Annotated in this window: 16 protein-coding genes and 23 tRNA genes; 35 read left to right on the forward strand and 4 right to left on the reverse strand. The window is 66.8% G+C overall.

Going from position 1 to position 19,330, the window contains the following annotated elements; translation table 11 throughout:
- Positions 1–91 precede the first annotated feature (91 nt).
- From QHF89_RS13880 to QHF89_RS14005, 26 genes are all read left to right on the forward strand, one after another.
- Complete coding sequence (locus tag QHF89_RS13880) at positions 92–250, forward strand: hypothetical protein (protein ID WP_284720456.1); 159 nt, start codon at positions 92–94, stop codon at positions 248–250.
- Between the two features lie 229 nt (positions 251–479).
- A tRNA-Tyr gene (locus tag QHF89_RS13885) sits at positions 480–558 on the forward strand.
- A 58-nt stretch (positions 559–616) separates the two neighbouring features.
- Positions 617–687: transfer RNA gene (locus tag QHF89_RS13890), tRNA-Lys, on the forward strand.
- Between the two features lie 95 nt (positions 688–782).
- Positions 783–856, forward strand: a tRNA-Asn gene (locus QHF89_RS13895).
- Between the two features lie 9 nt (positions 857–865).
- Positions 866–937 (forward strand) — tRNA-Thr (locus tag QHF89_RS13900).
- A gap of 78 nt (positions 938–1,015) precedes the next feature.
- Positions 1,016–1,091: transfer RNA gene (locus QHF89_RS13905), tRNA-Glu, on the forward strand.
- A 5-nt stretch (positions 1,092–1,096) separates the two neighbouring features.
- A tRNA-His gene (locus QHF89_RS13910) sits at positions 1,097–1,169 on the forward strand.
- 134 nt (positions 1,170–1,303) lie between these two features.
- The gene (locus QHF89_RS13915) at positions 1,304–2,965 is read left to right on the forward strand and encodes a TROVE domain-containing protein (RefSeq protein ID WP_136969694.1); all 1,662 of its coding nucleotides are present in this window, start codon (positions 1,304–1,306) and stop codon (positions 2,963–2,965) included.
- A gap of 57 nt (positions 2,966–3,022) precedes the next feature.
- Positions 3,023–3,096: transfer RNA gene (locus QHF89_RS13920), tRNA-Asp, on the forward strand.
- 90 nt (positions 3,097–3,186) lie between these two features.
- Positions 3,187–3,309, forward strand: a tRNA-OTHER gene (locus QHF89_RS13925).
- A 15-nt stretch (positions 3,310–3,324) separates the two neighbouring features.
- Positions 3,325–3,395 (forward strand) — tRNA-Ala (locus QHF89_RS13930).
- Positions 3,396–3,472: 77 nt separating this feature from the next.
- Positions 3,473–3,545, forward strand: a tRNA-Ala gene (locus tag QHF89_RS13935).
- A 9-nt stretch (positions 3,546–3,554) separates the two neighbouring features.
- Positions 3,555–3,626, forward strand: a tRNA-Asp gene (locus tag QHF89_RS13940).
- Positions 3,627–3,635: 9 nt separating this feature from the next.
- Positions 3,636–3,709: transfer RNA gene (locus QHF89_RS13945), tRNA-Ala, on the forward strand.
- A 6-nt stretch (positions 3,710–3,715) separates the two neighbouring features.
- Positions 3,716–3,786, forward strand: a tRNA-Gly gene (locus QHF89_RS13950).
- A gap of 5 nt (positions 3,787–3,791) precedes the next feature.
- Positions 3,792–3,865, forward strand: a tRNA-Glu gene (locus QHF89_RS13955).
- Positions 3,866–4,069: 204 nt separating this feature from the next.
- Positions 4,070–4,146, forward strand: a tRNA-Pro gene (locus QHF89_RS13960).
- A gap of 1 nt (position 4,147) precedes the next feature.
- Positions 4,148–4,222: transfer RNA gene (locus QHF89_RS13965), tRNA-Leu, on the forward strand.
- 5 nt (positions 4,223–4,227) lie between these two features.
- Positions 4,228–4,309, forward strand: a tRNA-Leu gene (locus QHF89_RS13970).
- A 19-nt stretch (positions 4,310–4,328) separates the two neighbouring features.
- A tRNA-Pro gene (locus tag QHF89_RS13975) sits at positions 4,329–4,402 on the forward strand.
- A 15-nt stretch (positions 4,403–4,417) separates the two neighbouring features.
- Positions 4,418–4,495: transfer RNA gene (locus tag QHF89_RS13980), tRNA-Pro, on the forward strand.
- A 1-nt stretch (position 4,496) separates the two neighbouring features.
- Positions 4,497–4,583, forward strand: a tRNA-Leu gene (locus QHF89_RS13985).
- Between the two features lie 10 nt (positions 4,584–4,593).
- Positions 4,594–4,666 (forward strand) — tRNA-Leu (locus QHF89_RS13990).
- A 62-nt stretch (positions 4,667–4,728) separates the two neighbouring features.
- The gene (locus QHF89_RS13995) at positions 4,729–5,244 is read left to right on the forward strand and encodes an HNH endonuclease (protein ID WP_136933231.1); all 516 of its coding nucleotides are present in this window, start codon (positions 4,729–4,731) and stop codon (positions 5,242–5,244) included.
- A 414-nt stretch (positions 5,245–5,658) separates the two neighbouring features.
- Positions 5,659–5,743, forward strand: a tRNA-Ser gene (locus QHF89_RS14000).
- Between the two features lie 94 nt (positions 5,744–5,837).
- Positions 5,838–5,920 (forward strand) — tRNA-Ser (locus tag QHF89_RS14005).
- Between the two features lie 101 nt (positions 5,921–6,021).
- Here QHF89_RS14005 and QHF89_RS14010 read toward each other — a convergent pair.
- Positions 6,022–7,017: a hypothetical protein gene (locus QHF89_RS14010; RefSeq protein WP_136969695.1), complete on the reverse strand. Its 996-nt coding sequence runs from the start codon at positions 7,015–7,017 to the stop codon at positions 6,022–6,024.
- Positions 7,018–7,112: 95 nt separating this feature from the next.
- Between QHF89_RS14010 and QHF89_RS14015 the strand changes: the two genes are divergently transcribed.
- Positions 7,113–8,180 carry an alpha/beta hydrolase family protein gene (locus QHF89_RS14015; protein ID WP_136969696.1) on the forward strand — a complete coding sequence of 356 codons (1,068 nt, stop codon included), beginning with the start codon at positions 7,113–7,115 and terminating at the stop codon, positions 8,178–8,180.
- A 78-nt stretch (positions 8,181–8,258) separates the two neighbouring features.
- Here QHF89_RS14015 and QHF89_RS14020 read toward each other — a convergent pair whose 3' ends face one another.
- Positions 8,259–9,557, reverse strand: a complete 1,299-nt coding sequence (locus tag QHF89_RS14020) for an aminotransferase class I/II-fold pyridoxal phosphate-dependent enzyme (RefSeq protein WP_136969713.1) — start codon at positions 9,555–9,557, stop codon at positions 8,259–8,261.
- A 79-nt stretch (positions 9,558–9,636) separates the two neighbouring features.
- Positions 9,637–11,577, reverse strand: a complete 1,941-nt coding sequence (locus QHF89_RS14025; RefSeq protein ID WP_284720458.1) for a hypothetical protein — start codon at positions 11,575–11,577, stop codon at positions 9,637–9,639.
- Between the two features lie 357 nt (positions 11,578–11,934).
- On the opposite strand from QHF89_RS14025, the gene QHF89_RS14030 reads away from it, so the two are divergent.
- The 6 genes from QHF89_RS14030 (at position 11,935) to QHF89_RS14055 (ending at position 16,804) form a co-directional block, all read left to right on the forward strand.
- A complete protein-coding gene (locus tag QHF89_RS14030) occupies positions 11,935–12,510 on the forward strand; it encodes a hypothetical protein (RefSeq protein ID WP_136969697.1) in 576 nt (191 codons plus the stop codon).
- Positions 12,511–13,070: 560 nt separating this feature from the next.
- Positions 13,071–13,619, forward strand: coding sequence for a hypothetical protein (locus QHF89_RS14035; RefSeq protein WP_136969698.1), 549 nt, complete (start codon positions 13,071–13,073; stop codon positions 13,617–13,619).
- Entirely contained in the window at positions 13,619–14,341 is a 723-nt protein-coding gene (locus tag QHF89_RS14040; RefSeq protein WP_136969699.1) for a hypothetical protein, read from the forward strand. The genes QHF89_RS14035 and QHF89_RS14040 overlap by 1 nt, the downstream gene beginning before the upstream one ends.
- On the forward strand, positions 14,338–15,252 hold the full coding sequence (locus tag QHF89_RS14045) for an isoaspartyl peptidase/L-asparaginase (protein WP_136933237.1): 915 nt from the start codon (positions 14,338–14,340) through the stop codon (positions 15,250–15,252). The genes QHF89_RS14040 and QHF89_RS14045 overlap by 4 nt, the downstream gene beginning before the upstream one ends.
- Positions 15,253–15,691: 439 nt before the next feature.
- Complete coding sequence (gene tssD, locus QHF89_RS14050) at positions 15,692–16,195, forward strand: type VI secretion system tube protein TssD (RefSeq protein ID WP_136933238.1); 504 nt, start codon at positions 15,692–15,694, stop codon at positions 16,193–16,195.
- Between the two features lie 123 nt (positions 16,196–16,318).
- Positions 16,319–16,804, forward strand: a complete 486-nt coding sequence (locus QHF89_RS14055) for an Hcp family type VI secretion system effector (protein WP_136969700.1) — start codon at positions 16,319–16,321, stop codon at positions 16,802–16,804.
- Positions 16,805–16,933: 129 nt separating this feature from the next.
- On the opposite strand, the gene QHF89_RS14060 is transcribed toward QHF89_RS14055, so the two are convergent.
- Complete coding sequence (locus QHF89_RS14060; protein ID WP_136933240.1) at positions 16,934–17,698, reverse strand: crotonase/enoyl-CoA hydratase family protein; 765 nt, start codon at positions 17,696–17,698, stop codon at positions 16,934–16,936.
- A gap of 73 nt (positions 17,699–17,771) precedes the next feature.
- On the opposite strand from QHF89_RS14060, the gene QHF89_RS14065 reads away from it, so the two are divergent.
- Both QHF89_RS14065 and QHF89_RS14070 read left to right on the forward strand, forming a co-directional pair.
- On the forward strand, positions 17,772–18,965 hold the full coding sequence (locus QHF89_RS14065) for an acyl-CoA dehydrogenase family protein (protein ID WP_284720459.1): 1,194 nt from the start codon (positions 17,772–17,774) through the stop codon (positions 18,963–18,965).
- Between the two features lie 7 nt (positions 18,966–18,972).
- Positions 18,973–19,302 carry a hypothetical protein gene (locus tag QHF89_RS14070; protein ID WP_136969702.1) on the forward strand — a complete coding sequence of 110 codons (330 nt, stop codon included), beginning with the start codon at positions 18,973–18,975 and terminating at the stop codon, positions 19,300–19,302.
- Positions 19,303–19,330 lie beyond the last annotated feature (28 nt).

Below are 19,330 nucleotides of genomic sequence, written 5' to 3' on the forward strand. Positions count from 1 at the left end.
AGACGATGAAAATAAAATCGACGGGACGGAGAATAAAATGGTTGACCCGAACGTCGAAACGAAGTAAAGATAAAGGGGCGAGGGAAGAGCGATGGGCAAGTATCTGTATAACGAGGACGCGAAGGGGAGCGCCGGCGAGCTGCTGGGCGAGGGCCTCTCGGGCCTCCTGCGGAGCCCTTCGCAAGATCATGCGGCGAACGAATCGAGCCCGGTGCGTGGTCTCGAGCCGCTCGATACGGGTGGATCCTAGGATCGTCACGACGTGACGTGTCCGAGGAGGCCGCCCGGGAAACCCCAGGCGGCCTTCGTCGTTTTGCGCAGGCAGCGCGGCAGTGGGGGCCCTGGGAAAGATTGACGGGCTGTCGAGAAACGCCGCGAGCGCCTCGAAGCTAGGGAGGGCGACGCAGGAATACTCTTGTATTCCGAGGAGCCCGACCGACGATTCGAGGCGCGCAGCAAGTTTATCGATAGCCCGACACGTGGACGCTGGGCATGGGTGAGCCCAGGTGGCTGTAAACCATCCGCGTTTGCTTGGAGGTTCGAGTCCTCCCGTCCACACCGGCGCGTGAACCCACGCGCTCGAGGAGACGTGCGCCCGCGATGCGCCGTCTGCTTCGGATTCGTAGCTCAAGGGTAGAGCAGCCGCCTCTTAAGCGGCAGGCGAGGGTTCGATCCCCTCCGGATCCACGACGCATCCCTCCTCTTCGGAGGCGGGACTCGTTCTATGACAATCGATATCGATACACAACGCGATGCCGCAGGGGCATGTCGCCCCTGCGCGTTTCAACGTAGCTCAAGCCGGTAGAGCACTCGCCTGTTAAGCGAGGTGATGGGGGTTCGAATCCCTCCGTTGGAGCCGCCTTTTGCCCTCGTCGCTCGATGGTCGAGCGCCCTGCTTCGTATCCAGGGTCTCCCGGTTCGATTCCGGGCGAGGGCTCCGCTTCTGGTGGTGGTGGGGTCGCCGTGCTCCTTGAAACGGGCCCGGCGACCTCACCACCAACCCCCCTTTCATCAAGCCCCGTTCGTCTAGCGGTCAGGATACCGGCCTTTCAATCCGGTTGCCGGGGGTTCGACTCCCCCACGGGGCGCCATTGCGTGGACGTTACTCATCTGGCTGATGAGGGCAGGTTGTGACCCTGCGAAGGCGGGTTCGATTCCCGTACGTCCAACCGAGGGACGGGTCGGAGGGTCTCGGTTACCCAACTGAAAATTGGTGCAAAAGCCCGAGATCAAAACGCTCATCTGTCGCTCTTTCGTTTGCTTGCTTTTTTTCGCTCGCCCGCAGCGCGGGCCGGAGGTTCCCATGGCCAACTACATCCAGCACTTCGCCGCGCTGTTCACCCGGCAAAAGGACAAGGCGCGGCCCGATCAGGTCGAAAACGACGCCGGCGGCTTCGTCTTCGAGCTCGACGACTGGGCCCGCCTCGACCGGTGGCTCGTCCTCGGCTGCGAGGGCGGCACCTACTACGCCACCGAGCGCGCTTTGACGCAGGACAACGCGCGTGTTCTCGGCCGTTGCCTCGACGCGGACGGCGAGCGGACGGTCCGGCGGATCGTCGAAATCAGCCGCTCGGGCCGCGCGCCCAAGAACGAGCCCGCGATCTTCGCCTTGGCGATGGCCGCGGGGCACGCCCGTCCCGAGGTCCGCAAGTCCGCGCTCGTGGCCTTGCCGGAGGTTTGTCGCACTGGAACGGATCTCTTTCACTTCGCGCGAGCGGTGGAGGGCTTCCGGCGCTGGGGCCGCGGCCTTCGGAGCGCGATCGGCGCGTGGTACCAGGGCAAGAGCGCGGATGAAGTGGCCTACCAGGCCGTGAAATACCGGCAGCGGGACGGCTGGAGCCACAAGGACCTCTTGCGGCTCTCGCACCCGACGCCCGTCACGGACGAGCACGGCGCGATGTACCGCTGGATCGTCGGCGGGATGGGCGCCGTGAAGAACGAGGCTGCCAAGGGCGGCGCGCTCGACCCCGAGAAGCTGCCGGCCCTCGTGCGGGCCTTCGAGGAGGCCAAGGATGCGCCGCGCGAGCGGCTCGTCACGCTCGTGCGCGAGCATCGGCTCACGCACGAGATGGTGCCCACGGAGTGGAAGAACGACCCTGCCGTGTGGGAAGCGCTGCTCCCCCACATGCCGCAGACGGCGCTGCTCCGGAACCTCGGCAAGATGACCGCCGTCGGGTTGCTCGCGCCCATGAGCGCGGCCGCGAGGCTCGTGGCCACGCGCCTCACGGACGTCGAGCGGCTCCGGCGGGCCCGGATGCACCCGGTGAGCGTTCTCTCCGCATTGCGCGTCTATGCGCAAGGCCGGGGCGAGCGTGCCCAGAAGCGCGAAAACGCGCTCACCTGGGAGCCGGTGCGCGAGATCGTGGACGCCTTGGACGAGGCGTTTTACCTCGCATTCCGGTCCATCGAGCCGACGGGGAAAAAGCACCTGCTCGCCCTCGACGTATCGGGCTCGATGGATTCGGGCGCGATCGCGGGGATCCCGGGCCTCACGCCTCGGGTCGCGAGCGCGGCCATGGCAATGGCGACGGCGCGCATCGAGCCGTCGTTCGGCACCCTGGCCTTCGCCTCCGCGGGCGGTGCATTTGGCCCTCGCGGCGTCTCGGGCGTCATGTCTTTGCCTCTGTCGCCGAAGCAACGCCTCGACGACGTGCTCGGCATGGTGAATGGTTTGCCCTTCGGCGGCACGGACTGCGCGCTGCCGATGATCTGGGCTCAGAAGAACAAGGTCGAGGTCGACACGTTTGTCGTCTACACGGACAGCGAGACCTGGGCGGGTGAGATTCATCCGTTCCAGGCGCTTCGCAACTACCGTCAGGCGATGGGCCGTCCCGCAAAGCTCGTCGTGGTCGGCATGACCTCCACGGGCTTCACGATTGCCGATCCGCAGGACCCCGGCATGCTGGACGTCGTGGGCTTCGACGCGGCCGCACCGCAGGTAATGGCCGATTTCTCGAGGGCCTGAATTGCAGTCGAAGGACGAAGGGGCGCGTGCCTCCACACGCGCCTCCTCGCCCGGTTTGCTCCCGTATGCTCTCTGGTGAGGCAGCCTGATTGTCGATCAGGTGAGGGCGGGTTCGAATCCCCCCGGGGGCGCTGGGACAATCGTCGTGTACACCCGTCATCAAACCCTCGCCCGGGGGCCGGGCCGAACGATGATGGTTATCGCAATTGTCCCATGTTTTTGCTGTCGTAGCTCAGTGGGTAGAGCACCTAAAATACCTTTTCCGACAACTCGTCCGAGTCGGGCCGGCAGGGGAAGGTTATCATTCTATGAGGCGGACACGGGTTCGAGTCCCGTCGACGGCGCAGATGTCACGGTTCGGGGTGATGGTTCAACGGAAGAACACTGCCCTTGCACGGCAGGGATCGGGGTTCGAGTCCCCGTCATTCCACTCGTTCGCAGGAGTCGCTCGGAGACACCATGGCCATGAGCGGGAGGCCAGGCGGTGTCTCTGGGCGGCTCCCCTCTGGGGTCGTAGCTCAGTGGGTAGAGCACCTGGCTGGCAGTCAGGGGGTCGCCGGTTCGAATCCGGCCTTCTCCACTCTCGTTTGCCCTCGTATGCATCTGGTGAGGCAGCCCGATTGTCGATCGGGCGAGGGGAGTTCGATCCTCCTCGGGGGCGCCTTCGAATGGGGTGATGGTTCAACCTGGGTAGAACACTGCCCTCGCACGGCAGAGATCGGGGTTCGAATCCCCGTCATTCCACGAATTGCGGTGGTGGTTCAACGGCAGAATCCGAGTGTGCCATACTCGGGATGGGAGTTCGACTCTCCCTCACCGCGCTCACGCACCCGTATTGCTAGTGGGTCAGGCAGCCAGATTCTCAATCTGGTGACGCGGGTTCGATTCCCGCCGGGTGCGCAAATCCGCCGAGGGGGCGAGCTGCTGACTCGCCCTCTCTTTCTCTCCCTGTCCTGGCGGCCAGGCGTCGGTTTACGAATCCGACTGGCGAGGTTCGACTCCTCGCAGGGAGACTGTGCCCTCGTCCTGCCGGCTTTGCAGGCGCGAGCCTCCGAAGCTCGACGTTCCAGGTTCGACTCCTGGCGAGGGTATGTGTGAATGCATCTGGGTGTGGCTCAACCTGGTAGAGCGCCGGCTCGGGGTGCCGGAGACTGGGGGTTCGAATCCCCCCACCCAGACCATGTCTACGTGGCGAAACTGGCAAACGCGGCGGTCTTAGAAACCGTTTGGATGGGGGTTCGAATCCCTCCGTGGACACTCATGTCATCGTGGCGGAATGGCATACGTAACAGGCTGAGATCCTGTGCCCGAGAGGGCGTGTGGGTTCGACTCCCACCGATGACACCGATATGGCAGTATTTCTCTGGGTGTGGCTCAATTTGGGAGAGCGCCGGCTTTGGGAGCCGGAGACTGGGGGTTCGAATCCCTCCACCCAGACTCGCGGCAAATCATCTGGGTGTGGCTCAATCTGGCTAGAGCACCGGCGTCGGGAGCCGGGGATTGGGGGTTCGAATCCCTCCACCCAGACCATGTCCACGTGGCGAAACTGGCAAACGCAGCGGTCTCAGATACCGTGCCCGTGAGGGCGTTGAGGGTTCGATTCCCTCCGTGGACACCATCATCCCGCTGCTCGGGTGACGAAATGGCAAACGTGGCCGGCTCAAACCCGGTCGATTGGGGGTTCGAGTCCCCCTCCGAGCACCGGATCATCGCCGTTGGAGAGAACAATGAAGAAGAAGAGACGGTAGACGGAGAGGTGGATCATGACCGCGCAAACGCTGCTGCTCACGCCTTGGATGGTGCCACATCAGGTCATCTCCTGGCAGACCGCCGTGACCCTGAGCTTTTTGGGTAAGGTGGAGGTGCTCGAGACGTACGACGACGAGATTCGTTCGCCCACGATGACCATTCGCGCGCCGGCCGTCGTCCGGCTGAAGCGTCATGGGAATTCGCACAAGCGCGGCATTAAGTTTTCCCGCACGAACGTGTTCGTGCGTGACGACTTCCGCTGCCAGTACTGCGGCGTCCAGAAGGACGCGGGCGAGCTCACGTACGACCACGTCCTGCCGCGCGTGCAGGGGGGTCGGACGGTATGGGAGAACATCGTCGCGTCTTGCCAGAGCTGCAATGCGAAGAAGCGTGGTCGCACCCCGGAGCAGGCGGGCATGAAGCTCTTGAAGAAGCCCGAGAAGCCCCGGTGGTTGCCCGCGGCCCCCGTCGTCCGGCTCGGCGCGCGCAGGATCCCCGAGATCTGGGTGCATTACTGCGCCGCGAGCTGAGGTTTCCCCACGCTTCGCGGCGGAGCGTGGGGCTCATTCGGAGCCGCTTCCCCGGGCGCTGCCCGCGGGACCTTTTTTGAACAATCCCTCACCGAGGAGATATTTGTGACGCTCGAGACGAATCAATTCGAGGGCGCTCGGATTCGTTTGCCCATGGAGTCTGCAGCCGTCGCTGCAGTCGTGCTCGTTGGTGTTCTGTTGCTCGCGATCGCCTCGCGGATCGTCGAGGCGAACGGGGCTTCATCGCCGGCAGGCGCGCGCTCGACGAGCGCTGCGTCGCCTTCCAACGTGCCCGACTCGGCGCGGTTGCTCGCGGATCGAGGACGCCCTGGGCGCCGGTTCTGAGCATGACCATCCAACGTGACCCCCTACCTTCACCCCCCACGCGGCGCTGCGGCGCCGAGCGTGGGATCTGGAAGAAGATCTGATCAGGGATCAGGCCTGTTTGGAAAACAGTGCGCACCCTCCGGGGTGTGAGGTTCGAGTCCTCCTTCTTCCGCCGTGGAGAGCATTTCGGGTGTGGACCCGGCGCCGTTTTGAACACGGAGGGCAGCCTCGCTGCGGGGTTCGACTCCTCTGCTCTCTGCCATGCTGGAAGACGAACTGATCAGGGATCAGACCTGTTTCGAACACAGTGGGCACCTCCGGGTGTGGGGTTCGAGTCCTCCGTCTTCCGCCGTTCGTTTTGGAAGCGAGAATCGGCCGTGGGGCCGAGCCCGTTTGCTACTCGGTGCGTGCCTCCGGCATGGTGTTCGACTCACCCCGCTTCCGCCGACGTCATTTCATGAGATGTTCGAGTCCCGAGAACAAGAGCACTTTCATGCCTTCCTCCCCGAACGGTTCCTGGGGGCGTTCGGCCGCGAGGCTCCACAATGCGGAGATGCGTGAGCCCGTTCTGCCCCGCGCGTCGCGGAGGCTCGCGGCCTTCGTAATCCACCCGTCGCCTGGGTTTGTCTGGGCGACCTCCACGAGCGCGGGCGTGAGCGCCTCCAGGAACAGCGTGGTCGCGTCCATCATCGGTGTTCGCGTGCCTTCTTCGTCGTCCTCGTACACGCAGGGCTTTTCGAGCTCGTGGTTCGCGAGGAGCTGGTCGACCGCTTCGATCTCCATCCGGCGCTCGTTCTCGACGATGACGTCCGGCGCCGCGAGCTCCTTCAATCGGCGGAGCCGGTTTCTCCGGTTCAGGATGCGCCGATACGCATCGTGAATTGCGCGGCCGAAGCTCGCTGTGCCCCCGAGCGCCATGGATTCCTCCACGCTCGCCGCGCGCAGGGGAGGGGTGATCAAAGGGATCGACCACCAGACGAGCTCGTTCGGGGACCAACCATTCACGCGCCGCCCCGCGGCCTCGGCCTCGCCGATGCACGAAAGGAGCGCGGCCGGGTCCTTGTAGGAGAGCTCCAGAAGGTCGTCCTCGGTCATTGCGAGGAGCGGCGCGAGGAGCTGCCGCGCGGGCCAAGGGATCACGGGGTCGACCATCGCGATGTGGGCGCATCGCCGAGGATCAGGTGGGTCTCCGAAGAGCTTGGGGCACAGGAGCCCACCGACCACGAGCTCCCGTGTGCGGAAGTTCAGCGTCTCCGGACGTTCGACGTCGCCGGCGGACCAGGACGGCGAGCGCTCGGAAGCCCCGGTTTCGAGGGAGAGATCGAGCGTACGACCGCCGAGCGTGATGCGCAGCCCGATCACGCGGCCGAGCGCGCGGAGGCGCTGGAAGATCAGCGAGGAGGGCAGGTCCATCGACACGGTCACCGTGGCGGGTTCGTCGCGCATGAAGCGGCATGGTTGCGTGCTTCGACGGCGCGCGTCAATGGCCGGCGTGGGGCCGAGGCTTCCGTCGGGGGCGCTCTCCGTGGTAGGAATGCTTCGTGATACGCAGCCTTCTCAGCACTGCGGCCTCGCGCTTCGATACCGCCGTGGGCGGTGCCTTGCTCCTCCGGCGCAGCCGGCCCAAGGGGTCGCAGCCGGATCCCGAGGCGCTCGGTCACGCGGCGCGCATGGAAGCGCTCGCGCTCTTGCGGAGCATCTACGACTTGCCCGAGCATTACGAGCTTGGGTTTTTCCAGACACCCGCGCCGATCACGCCCTCCATCACGCGGGTGCGGCCGATGGGCGGGCACGAGCCGGGCACGGTGCTGGATCTGACGTGGCCGAGCCGGTTCGAGCCGATCGCCGCCGACGTCCGCGAGAGATACCTTTCGCACGAGGCGAACGCCACCGCGGCAGCGCGGCTCTTTTTGCATGCGGGGCCAGCGCGGCCGGCTGCGATCCTGATTCACGGGTACCGTTGCGGCCAATATCGCCTCGAAGAGCGGCTCTGGCCCGTACAATGGCTCTACGACCGTGGCCTCGACGTCGCGCTCTTCGTGTTGCCTTTCCACGCCGTGCGCTCGCACGAATCTTCGCCGCGGTTTCCCGGCAGTGATCCGCGCGTCACGAACGAGGGCTTTCGGCAGACCGTGCTCGATTTGCGCGCGCTCGTTTCGTTTCTGCGGGATCGCGGATCCGAGGCCGTCGGCGTCATGGGCATGAGCCTCGGCGGATATTCGACGAGCTTGCTCTCGACCGTCGATGATCACGTCGCGTTTGCGATCCCGATCATCCCGCTCGCCTCGATCGCCGACGTCGCGCGGGCCGCGGGCCGATTCGTGGGCAGCCTCGAGGAGCAGCGCCGCCAGTACGAGGAGCTCGACGCCGTGCACCGCGTTGTGAGCCCGTTCGCGCGGCCCTCGCGGATCCCTTCGGATCAGGTGCTCGTCCTCGCGGCGAGCGAGGACAAGATCACCCCCGTGGATCACGCGCGCCGCCTCGCCGCGCATTTCAACGCGCCGCTCGAGACGTTCCACGGCGGCCACTTGCTTCAGTTTGGCCGGGCAGACGCCTTCCGCGCCGTCGGGCGGATGCTCGGGCGTTTGGGTCTGCTCTCTCGGCGGTGAACGACGAGCTGCGCGCCGCGCTCGAACGCGCCGCCGAGCAGGAGCTCGACGACGCCACGTTCGAGCGGGCGCTCGGCGTCAGGTGTAACTCTTGATCATCTTTTCGAGCCGGCCGAGCGCGCGCGTCAACGACTCCTCGCCGGGGCCGAACGAGAAGCGCACGTGGTGCCGGAACCGCGAGGCCCGGTGCGCCCTTCGTTTGCCCGGGTTCACGTCGAAGAACTCGCCCGGCACGACGATCACGCGGTGCTCGAGGGCGGCCCGGAAAAACGAATGCCCGTCGTTGATGCCCGACGGGAGGTCCGCGACGGAGCCGAAGACGTAAAACGTCCCCTCGGGCGCCACGTCGACCTGGATGCCGAGCTTCCGGAGGCCCTCCAGCATGAGGTCGCGTTTCTTCGAGAACGTCCGCTGAATGGCCGCCGTCTCGGCCCGCACGTGCTCCATGTCGAGCAGGGGCACGGCCGCGCGCTGCATCGGCTTCGAGCCGCCGCCGTCGAGGAAGCTGCCCGCGCTCGCGACCGCGTCGATCACCTCGCGCGGGCCCACGGTCCAGGTCACGCGCCAGCCCGGGTAGCGCCAGTTCTTCGTCAATCCGTCGAAGATGACCACGGGATCCTGATCGACGTCCTCCACGTACCGCGCCGCGCTCTCCATCGGCGCGGGCCCGCCGAGGCCGTAGACGTAATGCGAGTAGAACTCGTCGAAGAGCATCGTGCAATCGAGGTCGCGCGCGGTGCCGACCCATGCGGCGAGTTCCTCGCCCCGGACGTGCTTGCCCGTCGGATTGCACGGGTTCGACGTGAGGATCGCGCCGAGGCCGCGGCCCTGGATCTCCCGCCGGAGGTCGCCCACCGAGAAGGCATACCCGCGCTCGCTCTCCAGCAGAATCGGGATGGGCGAGAAGAGGCGGAAGACGTCGAGCAGCTCCTCGTACGCCGTGTAATCGGGGAGGAAATGGCCGAGGTTGATCTGGCCGAGCGCGGCGGCCGCGCGCGTAAGCGAGGCGCGCCCGCCGCCGGAGACGCTCACGTTCTCCGCGCTGTAGCGCGAGGGCATGCCCCGCCGGTAGGCGCGGTTGTAGAAATCGGCGATGGCCTCGCGTAGCTCCCACAGGCCGGCGACGGGCGCATATTCCTGATCGTCGCCGGCGATCGTCACGGCCTCGCAGCGCGGCGGCGCGCCCGGCAAGGCCCCGGTCTCGGGCTGGCCCTGGCCGAGGTTGCACCAGGCGTCCTCGCCCGTGTCCACGCCCGGGCGATAGCCGTGCTTCGTGGCCTCGCCCATCACGTAAATCACGCCCGTCCGCGGCACCTTGCGGAACGCGCCGAGGGATTTTTCTTCATTCGGCCCGCGCAGGACGGGCTCGCTGCGCATTTTCGGCGCCGGAGGGGCCTCGATGTCGGCGGGCGGGGGCGTCTCGATCGTGTCGTTCGTGCTCATGGCGATGAATCCGTCAGGCCTTGGCAGGGGGCGTCGCGTCGGGCTCGTCTTGGAGGGGGACGATCTTCGGCTCCACCGTCTTCGGCATGAGCGCGAGGAAGAGGCCGAGGCAGAAGACGAGCGAGATCAGGGTGAGCGCCGTGTATTTGTCGTCGTTCCAGTAGGAGCTGATCCACACGAACTGGCTCAGCGCCGCGAGGCCGAAGAGCGGGGCCTCGAAATCCCTCCGCACCTTCGTGAGCGGCGCCGAGAGGATCATGAACGAGTAGTAATAGCAGGTGAGCTGGGACAAGAGGATCAGCCAGACCTGTCCCAGGCATTGCGCGACCCACAGGTTCTTGATCCGACGCTGCACCCAGATGCTCAGCGCGAGGGTGAGGCCGACGATCAGGTACGCGACGATCTTGTACTTCTTGTACCGCTCGTTGCGCATGTTCTTCCAGGTCTCGAAGGGATCGATGAGCTTGATGTCCTTCGTGAACTTCATGCGCCCGGAGGCCTTGCTCGCGGCATCCTTGTAATGGAACACGTCGCTGATCTTCTGGACCGTGTCCGGGTTCATGAGGCCGCGGGCCTTGAGCCGCTCCGAGATCGGCGTGAGCGCCTCGCCGATCTGCGAGATCGCCTGCGCCTTCATGTCGTGCGCGACGAGCACGCGCAGGCCCATGTGGTTCGTGAGCGGGGTCTGGTCGTGGACCTCGAGCGTGTGCTTGTAGAAATCGTGGTACGAGCGCGGGCCGGACACGGCAAGGCTGAGCGGAATGAGCACCGCCGCCGCGGCCGTGCCGCCGAGGAGCATTTGCACCTGCTCGCGCGTCATCTTGTGCTTCCGCACGATCGTCCAGCCGACCGTCACGAGCAGGCCGACCACGCAGAGGCCGGGGAAGATACGCAAGAGCCCGGCATAGACGAGCGCCGCGCCCGCGAGCTTCGGGTATTTCTTGCGGAGGAGGCAGACCGAGAGGACGAGGAAAAAGAGCCAGTCCTGCCGCAGGAACGCGCCGCCGGTCCAGTAGAACGGCGCCGACGACTGGCAGCCCCAGAAGATCGCCCCAACCGCGAAGACGCGCCATCCGAACGCCCACCATAGGGCGACGAACATGCCGAGCGTGTACACGATGTCGAGGGCCGAAAGGAGCTGGCAATACCACACGCTGGCCGGCTGCAATTCGGCGAAGAACCGGCCCATGATGGTCCACACGGGCGGCGGGTTGTACCCGTGGTCCTTCTGCATGTCCTCCCAGTAGCCCTTGCCCGAGACGGCCCGGAAGAACTTCACGTCTTCCTTGAACTTCTCCCAGCGCTCCGGCGGGAAATGGTTCTTGCACGTCTCGCCGGGGTTCTCGAGGAACTGCGCGGCCGGCACGAGGAGGTTGTCGCCGCCGAGGTTCCGGATCTTCTTGTCCGGGTGGCGCACCTCCTTCGTCATGTCGATGCGCTCGACGCGGCCGTCCACGTGCTTGTAATTGACGACCCCGAGCTCGTCCTGCGCGATGAGCGAGCACTTGTAAAGGCCGTCGTACCCCATTTCCTTGAAGTACTTGGCCCCCATGTAATAGTGGAACTGGTCCCATCGGTGGTAATACTGCGGGTATCCGAAGCGGAACCCGTTGAAGTAAGCCACGATGGCCGCGACCGCGAGCGTCACGCCGATGTACTTCTTCCAGCGCTCGGAGACCGGGCGCTTCATCGCCGCGCGGTGATGCTCGTAGAAGACGCAGCCCGCCGCCGTGATGGCGAGCGCCGCCTTCATGATGTCGACGGTGCGGGCGTGGTCGTCGGTGAGCTTCGTGATCCCGAACGTGGCGAGCGCGGTCGTGCCGATCACCGCCAGGTACCGGAACCAGACGCGCACGCGCTCGTCGACGGACCGGTCCACGAACCACAGAAGGAAGAAGTAGAGGGCACTGACGAGGACGAGCAGAAATATCTGCGGGATGCTGAGCTGCTTCATTCGACGCTTCGTGCGAAAGGAGGGCCGCGCCCGCCGCCACGGACGGTCAAGGCGACGAGAGCGGGCCGGACGTTCGGCGACACCTTAGGCGGACCTTGACCGATTGCCTAGTGCGATGAGCCACGTCGCTTCACGCGGCGCGTCAGTCCCCCACGGTCGACCGCCGCAAACGGCCTTTCGCAGGGCCCGTGCGGGCAGGGCCCCAGGGGAGGACCGGACGGGACCGGAGCGCTTCGGGGAAAGCCCCGAGGCGATACTGGAAGGGCTCGTCTTCCCGCCTCGGGCGGAGGCACGAGACCCGCGGATCCCACGCGAAATCTCGCGCGCTTCGGGGTGCCGCTCGTGTATCGTCGGGCCGTGGTCACGAAAGTGATTTCGCCATTCTTCGCGGTGGAGCCTGGGGGCAGCGGCAAGCCGTCGTCGCGCGGTGATCAGAGCCCGCCTTCGCGGGTCGAGCGATCGGATCGCGGCGAACGCGAGGAAGGGGAGATGGGCTTCGTGCTCGAGTCCGGCGACGCCGCAGAGCCGCTGCCCTGCAGGCTCGTGCTCGGCTTTCGCGAGGCGCTCTCGGCCGCCGAGGATCCGGCCGTGGCCATGCCCGCGCGGCTCGTGATCGTCGAGCCAGACGGGAGGACCGACGACTGGCTCGCGCGCTGGTCCGAGGATGATGAGCAGGTGCGTCGCACCGTGACGATCTGTCGCACGCACGACGCTACGAAGGTGACGGCGGTCGTCACGCTCGCCTCGTACGGGCGTGGGACGGCGACGTCGCTCGCGGTCGAGTCGGTCACGCTCCCGCAGCGCCGCCGCATCGTGCGCAGCGGCGTGCATCCGAAGTCGTTCCTCGATGCGGTGCTGTCGCGCGTGCGGCAAGGTCAGGGCAGCGCGGGCGCCGCGAGCTTCGAGCCGACCGATCCGTCGCCGTCCGCGTAGAGCAACAGAGCAACAAAGCAGCGCTCGATCGCCTGGTTTTCTCGCGATTCGCGGTTTGCACCGTGGACGCTGAGATGGTAGGGTCGAAGCAGTACCGGAGGGATTCGCGTCCGGGATTGGTCCTGCTGGGGAGTACCCTGGCGTCGGTACGAAACCACATCGCCGCGCCCTTGGCACGACGATGCATCGAACGAACACCCACGCCTGCCGAGCGCGCAAGCGCAGGCTCGGCAACGGGGTGCCGGCAAGCCGGAGGAGGGATGGTCACCATGCAGAACACCCGTGGCTCTAACCCGGAGGCTTCGGGCTACTGACCATCACGAGGTGCTCGTAGCGGCGTTCGCGCTGCTGGGCATCAGGTCCTCCGGCATGGAGGCGCCATAGGGCGCGCCTCTTCACCGGCGGGCCGGGTCAGAGTTGGCCTCCGCTTGGATCTCGACATCGACGGGAGTCGACGCGGAATCCAGGACAGGGATGTGGGGCCTGAGCGGGCCAGAGGTGAGACCTCCGGCCCGCTCTTTTTTTGTGCTCGTGCAGCGGAGCGCGCCACGCTCACGGCGATGTTGCTCTCCGCTGGAAATACCTTCCTCGTCGGCCTCGTCGGGGCGCTCTTCTTCGTGGGTTGCGGCGACGGCAAGGTCGATCCCCATCACCCCGGTACGTTTCTCGGCACGTACGAGGTCTCCGCCACGCGCGAGACGACGACGTGCGGGCAGAACGCGCTCGGCTCGCCCGCGACGTGGGAGTTTGAGGTCCGCCTCTCGCGCGGCGATGGCGATCTCTACTGGGACAGCGGCGCCGAGGTCACCCCCGGGACGCTCGGCTCCGACGGTCGACGTTTCTCCTTCACGACGAGCCTCGTCGTCGACATGCGCGCGGGCGAGACACCGAGCAACCTGCCTCCTTGCACGATCGTGCGCGGCGATCGCGCCGAAGGGCTGCTCGACGAGGACGAGGGCGGCTTTACGGGCGAGCTCGCGTATTCGTTCACGCCGTCGCAAGGTTCGGACTGCGGGGACCTCGTGACGGGCGCGCAGCCGACCTTCGCGGCGCTGCCGTGCACGATGACGTACGTGCTCTCGGCCGAGCGGACCGTCGCGCCGCCCTGATGCTCTCGGCCTACGACAGGAACCTCGCGCGCCGGGCGCTCGGCATCGCCGCGCTCGTCGGGTGTGTCGTGCTGCTCGTCGTCACGGCGACGGACGAGGGTGGAGGTTTCGCGCGACGTGCGGCGCTCTGCGCGGCGCTCGCGCCGGCGGCGGGCGGGATCGGCGCGCTCGCGGCGGCGAGGATCGCTCGTGCACGCGGAGAGGCGCGCGCGCTCGAAGCACTCGGCGCGGATCCTTTCCGTGTGATGCGCGGCGCCGTGCTCGGCGGGGTGATCGTCGCGGCGATCGGACCCGCCCTCGTGTTCGCCGATCTCGCCGATCTCGAACCGCTGTTCCCGAGGCCCGCGGCACCGAGCGCCTGGATCGCCGAACCGGACGGTGGCATGCGTGACGCGATCCGCGGCACGAGGCTCGGGCCTGGCGGCGCGCTCGAGGTCGCTGCGCGCGCCTCGGAGGCCTCGGCAGGGGCGGCCGTCGGGGAGCGTCGCGCGGCCGTCGGGATCGCGCTCGTGCTCCTCGCGTTCGCCGCGCCGCTCGGGGCCACGCGGGACGGGGGTTCGTCCGGCCGCGCCGCGTTCGCCGTGCTCCTCGTCGTCGCCATGATCGCCGCGTTCCAGTTCGTCGCGGCCGGCCGCGCGAGCGCGTTCGTCGTGTGCGTCCCGCCGCTCGTCCTGCTCGCGCATGTGCTCGTCTCGCGCTACCGTCCCGCCCCTCCCCGATGAGCGAACCGATCGTATCGCAGGGCGGATTCCTGGGCCGGTTCGGCGTCGTCGTGCACGGCGGCGCCGGCAACGTCAAACCCGAGCGTCGCGCGAAACACGCGGAAGGTTGTCTCCGCGCCGCGCGCGCGGGCCTCGAAGTGCTGCGGCAGGGCGGCAGCGCGCTCGACGCCGTGGAGCGCGCCGCGCGCGTGCTCGAGGACGACACGCTCTTCAACGCGGGCACGGGCGCGTGCCTCGACGAGGAAGGGCGCGTCGCGCACGACGCTTCGATCATGGAGGGGCGTGGCCTCGCGGCCGGCGCGGTGTGCGATCTGCGCGGCTTTGCGAATCCGATCTCGATCGCGCGCGCCGCGCTCGACGATGGGCGCCACGTGCTTTACGCGTCCGAAGGCGCATCGCGGTTTGCCCGCGCGCGTGGCTTCGTCCCGGTCGGGGACGAGGCGCTCGTCACGGAGGCGGCGCGCGAGGCGCTCGCGACGGCGCGGGCGGGTGCGGTGCCGATGGGCTGGGCGGGCAACACGATCGGCGCGGTGGCGCTCGACGGTCATGGGCTTCTCGCGGCGGCGACGAGCACGGGCGGCATGGTGAACAAGCGCGTGGGGCGCGTGGGCGACTCGCCGATCATCGGCGCGGGCACGTATGCCGACGACGAGGCGGGCGCGGTGTCCACGACGGGCCACGGCGAGGGCATGATCCGGCTCTGCATCGCGCGGACGGCCGTGGAGCACATGCGCGGGGGCGTGGCCGCGGAGGAGGCGCTCCGCCGCTCGATCGAGCATTTGCGCGCCCGGATTGGATCGACGGGCGGCGCTGTCGCGATCGATCCGCGCGGGAACTACGGCCTCTCGCGCTCGACGGCGTCGATGTCGTGGGCCGCGACGTGGGCCGAAGGCGAAGCGTCGGGCTTCTAGATCTCGCGGTTCGGCGGGGCGATCGGCCCCGATGCACACCCGTCCCGCGCTCGTCAATTCTTTTGCAACGAAAGCCGCCCCGTCGCTGCGCTTTCTCTGGATCCCATGTGAATCCGGATAGATCGGCGCAGGCATGGGGTCGGCTTTCGTTTTGTCGTCCTGGAAATATTACGCCTACCGTGCACACGCGCCGGACGGAGGCGGGGGCGCGCAAAAAGAGGAGAGGGGGCGATCGAAGAAATGCTTGACGGCCGGGCAGAAACTCCGAACATACGAACCCACCACACGGTGACCTTCTCGGTGCCGTGAGGTCGCGGGTTCGGCAACGGTCGAATCCGGTGAACCATCTCGTTCCCGAGGGGTGAGATATCTGCCAGCGCGCAATGGGGCGTAGACTGAGTCCAGGTAGATTGCCGACGAAGGAACAGGTTAGGTCAACATGGCTCTCAATGCATATCTCCGTCTGAAGGGGCAGAAGCAGGGCGAGATCAAGGGCTCCGTGACCCAGAAGGGTCGCGAGAACAGCATCATGATCATCGCGGTCTCGCACGAGATCATGAGCCCCCGCGATCCGGCGAGCGGCCTGCCGACTGGCAAGCGCATGCACAAGCCCTTCATCGTGACGAAGGAGCTCGATAAGGCGTCGCCGCTGCTCTACAGCTCGCTCGTGAACAACGAGAACATCTCGGAGTGGGAGCTCAAGCACTTCACGCCGCAGGTGAAGGCGCAGCAGGGCGTCGGCACCGAGGTGAACCACTACACGGTGAAGCTGATCAACGCGAACATCGCGTCGATCAACTTCCGCATGCCGAACAACCGGAACCCCGATCTCATGAAGTACGCCGAGTACGAGGAGATCGCGTTCACGTACCAGAAGATCATCTGGACGTGGACCGAGGGCGGCATCACGGCCGAGGACGACTGGGAGACGCCGATCGTCTGATGTTGGGTTAACACCCAGCGAAATCAGCCGGGCGGCCAACGTGCCGCCCGGTTTTCGTTTGTCCGTAGGACGGGGGCAGAGTAAGCTCTTCCAAGATTGGTGCCGAGGCTCGATGGATCCCCGATGGCCCTGAACGCGCACTTGAGAATCGTCGCGGAAAAACAGGGCGCAATCCTGGGCTCGGTCACGCAAAAAGGACGCGAAGGATCGATTCAGGTCATCGCGGCCATGCACGAGATCGTGAGCCCACGCGACCCAGCGAGCGGTCGTCCCACGGGCAAACGCGTGCACAAGCCGTTCGTCGTGACCAAGGTCCTCGATCGGTCCTCGCCGCTGCTCTACAGCGTTCTCTCCAACAACGAGAACATCAAGAGCTTCGAGCTCCAGTTCTACACGCCGGACAAAACCGGCATCGAGAAGCAGCACTACACGGTGCGCCTCGAGAACGCGAACATCAGCTCGATCATCTTCCGGATGCCGAACACGCGCGGCAAAATCGCGTCGCAGCTCCCCGAGCGCGAAGAGATCGCGTTCACGTACCAGAAGATCATCTGGACGTGGAACGAGGGCGGAATCTCAGCGGATGATGACTGGGAGACGCCGAGGTAACGCGACTTTACGATGGGGGTTTTTTACGATGGGGGCTCCGCTCCGCAAGCGGAGCTGTGCCCCCAAACCCCCCCGGGCGTGGGTTGAACGGGTAGGCGTGGGTTGAACGGGTAGGCGTGGATTGAACGGTTAGGCGATAGTTCCGCCGTGACGGCCCGCGCCTTGGGTGAAGCGGGAAGCGCCTTCGAGGGATTCGCCGCTCAATGCGTTGAGGCCGTGGCGAAGCTCGTTGCGTAATGCCTCGCCGAGGGGCAGGTCGAACTGCTCGTAAGCGCTCAGGCGGTCGCCGCGCATGCATAGCTGCGGGAATGCCGCGAGTTCGTGCGCGAGTTTCTCGGCAGCCTCCCGTGCGTGGCCCTTGGGGACGACGCGGTTCGCGAGGCCGATCCGCAAAGCCTCGTCGGCGTCGACCGGCCGGCCCGTGAGGATGAGATCGAGCGCGCGGCCGAGCCCGATGAGGCGCGGCAAGCGGACGGTTCCGCCATCGATGAGCGGGACCCCGAAGCGACGGCAGAACACGCCTAGCACCGCGTCTTGCTCGACGATCCGGAGATCACACCAGAGCGCGAGCTCGAGCCCGCCGGCGACGGCGTGGCCCGCGACGGACGCGATGACGGGCTTTTGCAAAAGCATACGCGTGGGGCCCATCGGCCCGTCGCCCTCGGCGTCGACGCGGTTCGGCGCGCCCGCGGCGATCGATTTGAGATCCGCGCCCGCGCAGAACGTGCCGTGATCGCCGTGCAGCACGCCGACGGACGCGTGCGGGTCGCTCTCGAAGGCGCGGAAGGCATCGGCGAGCGCCTCGGCGGTGGCGCGGTCGACGGCGTTGCGCCGCTCCGGCCGGTCGAGGAGGACGGTGGTGACGGGGCCCGATCGTTCGACGCGCACGCTCATGGGGCATGGTATGAAGCGTGCGACGCGCGCCGCAAGGCCGCGGGCGATACGCGAGGCGAACGGAGAGGCGAGCATGAATTTCGAATTGGACCCGGGAATCGCCGAGCTTCGGCAGAAGGTGCGGGCGTTCGTCGAGGAGCGCGTCGTCCCGAGCGAAGCGAAGATCGTGGCCGAGGATCACGAGGGCAAACGCGAGACCTTGTCGCGGCTGCAAGCGGAGGCGAAGGCCGAGGCCCTATGGGTGCCGCATTTGCCGCCGGCGTACGGCGGGCGCGGGCTCGGCATCATGGGCATGTGCGCGCTGTTCCGCGAGATGGGCCGCTCGCCCGTGGGCGCGAAGGTGTTCAACTGCGACGCGCCGAACCAGGGCAACATGGATCTGCTGCTCGGCGTGGGCACCGACGCGATGAAGGAGCGTTATCTGCGCCCGCTCGCGGACGGCTTGATCACGAGCGCGTTTTGCATGACCGAACCTGCGCCCGGCGCCGGCGCGGATCCCTCGAATCTGCGCACCCGCGCCGAGCGCGACGGGAGCGGCTGGGTGATCACGGGGCGCAAGTGGTATTCGACGGGCGGAAGGGACGCCGCGTTCCTCATCCTGATGGCGCGGACGAGCGACGATCCGAAGGGCGGGGCGACGATGTTCCTCGTGGATCGGAATGCCCCGGGCGTGGAGTACGTGCGTGACATCCCGACGATGTCCGAGCCGCTGCTCGATCACCGCGAGGGCGAGCTCGCGTTCCACGGCGTGCGCGTGAGCGACGACGCGGTGCTCAAGGGCGTGGGCGAGGGGTTCCGGCTCGCGCAGCAAAGGCTCGTGCCGGCGCGCCTGACCCATTGCATGCGCTGGCTCGGCCTCGCCGATCGCACGCTCTCGATGTGCAAGGAGTACCTCGTGACGCGCGAGAGCTTCGGCAAGAAGCTCGCGCAACACCAGCTCATCCAGCAGAAGATCGCGCACCACGCGCTCGGGATCCACGCGGGCAACCTGATGACCTACCATTGCGCGTCGATGCTGGAGAAGGGGCTCGACAAGGAGTCGCGTCCGTACTCGTCGATGGCGAAGCTCCACGTGGCGCGGCTGCTCTGCGACGTGCTCGACGACGCGATCCAGATGCACGGCGGCCTCGGGTACAGCGAAGACCTGCCGTTCTCGGCCTGGTACCGCCATGCGCGGAGCGCGCGGATCGCGGACGGCCCGGACGAGGTGCACGAGGTCGTGATCGCCCGCGATTTCTTCACGCGGGGGCTCGAGCTCCTCGTGTAGGCAAGGCATGACCGGCAAGAAAAAGCCTCTCTCGGCCCGCGCGCAGCGCCGGGAAGCCGAGCGCGACGCGGTCAAGCTCGCGCGGGATCGTGAGCGCCTCGCCTCGCTCGAACCGGGCGGCTCGCCCGAGCGGCCGATCGTGATCACGAGCGCCTCCGAGGTCGAGGTCGCGGCGCGCGGGATGCCTTGCGCGCGTTGCAGCGGCGAGGTGCGCGTCGACGAACACCTCGCGGAGACGGTCGGGACGTCGCGGCTCCGCATCGCGCGTGTCGTCTGTCCGGCGTGCGGCGCGCGGCGGTCGATTTACTTCCGCCTCGGCGCGGGATTGCCCAATTGACGGAGCTCGGCCTGGCCTACACTCGAAG

Origin of the sequence: Polyangium sorediatum (genome assembly GCF_029946465.1) — a bacterium.
GTDB lineage: Bacteria > Myxococcota_A > Polyangia > Polyangiales > Polyangiaceae > Polyangium > Polyangium fumosum.

What these genes read in the sequence shown, in the direction of transcription:
- QHF89_RS13880 (WP_284720456.1), top strand. Translation starts at nt 92, where the DNA reads ATGGGCAAGTATCTGTATAACGAGGACGCGAAGGGGAGCGCCGGCGAG.
- QHF89_RS13915 (WP_136969694.1), top strand. Translation starts at nt 1,304, where the DNA reads ATGGCCAACTACATCCAGCACTTCGCCGCGCTGTTCACCCGGCAAAAG.
- QHF89_RS13995 (WP_136933231.1), top strand. Translation starts at nt 4,729, where the DNA reads ATGACCGCGCAAACGCTGCTGCTCACGCCTTGGATGGTGCCACATCAG.
- QHF89_RS14010 (WP_136969695.1), bottom strand. Translation starts at nt 7,017, where the DNA reads ATGCGCGACGAACCCGCCACGGTGACCGTGTCGATGGACCTGCCCTCC.
- QHF89_RS14020 (WP_136969713.1), bottom strand. Translation starts at nt 9,557, where the DNA reads ATGCGCAGCGAGCCCGTCCTGCGCGGGCCGAATGAAGAAAAATCCCTC.
- QHF89_RS14025 (WP_284720458.1), bottom strand. Translation starts at nt 11,577, where the DNA reads ATGAAGCAGCTCAGCATCCCGCAGATATTTCTGCTCGTCCTCGTCAGT.
- QHF89_RS14035 (WP_136969698.1), top strand. Translation starts at nt 13,071, where the DNA reads ATGTTGCTCTCCGCTGGAAATACCTTCCTCGTCGGCCTCGTCGGGGCG.
- QHF89_RS14040 (WP_136969699.1), top strand. Translation starts at nt 13,619, where the DNA reads ATGCTCTCGGCCTACGACAGGAACCTCGCGCGCCGGGCGCTCGGCATC.
- QHF89_RS14045 (WP_136933237.1), top strand. Translation starts at nt 14,338, where the DNA reads ATGAGCGAACCGATCGTATCGCAGGGCGGATTCCTGGGCCGGTTCGGC.
- tssD (WP_136933238.1), top strand. Translation starts at nt 15,692, where the DNA reads ATGGCTCTCAATGCATATCTCCGTCTGAAGGGGCAGAAGCAGGGCGAG.
- QHF89_RS14055 (WP_136969700.1), top strand. Translation starts at nt 16,319, where the DNA reads ATGGCCCTGAACGCGCACTTGAGAATCGTCGCGGAAAAACAGGGCGCA.
- QHF89_RS14060 (WP_136933240.1), bottom strand. Translation starts at nt 17,698, where the DNA reads ATGAGCGTGCGCGTCGAACGATCGGGCCCCGTCACCACCGTCCTCCTC.
- QHF89_RS14065 (WP_284720459.1), top strand. Translation starts at nt 17,772, where the DNA reads ATGAATTTCGAATTGGACCCGGGAATCGCCGAGCTTCGGCAGAAGGTG.
- QHF89_RS14070 (WP_136969702.1), top strand. Translation starts at nt 18,973, where the DNA reads ATGACCGGCAAGAAAAAGCCTCTCTCGGCCCGCGCGCAGCGCCGGGAA.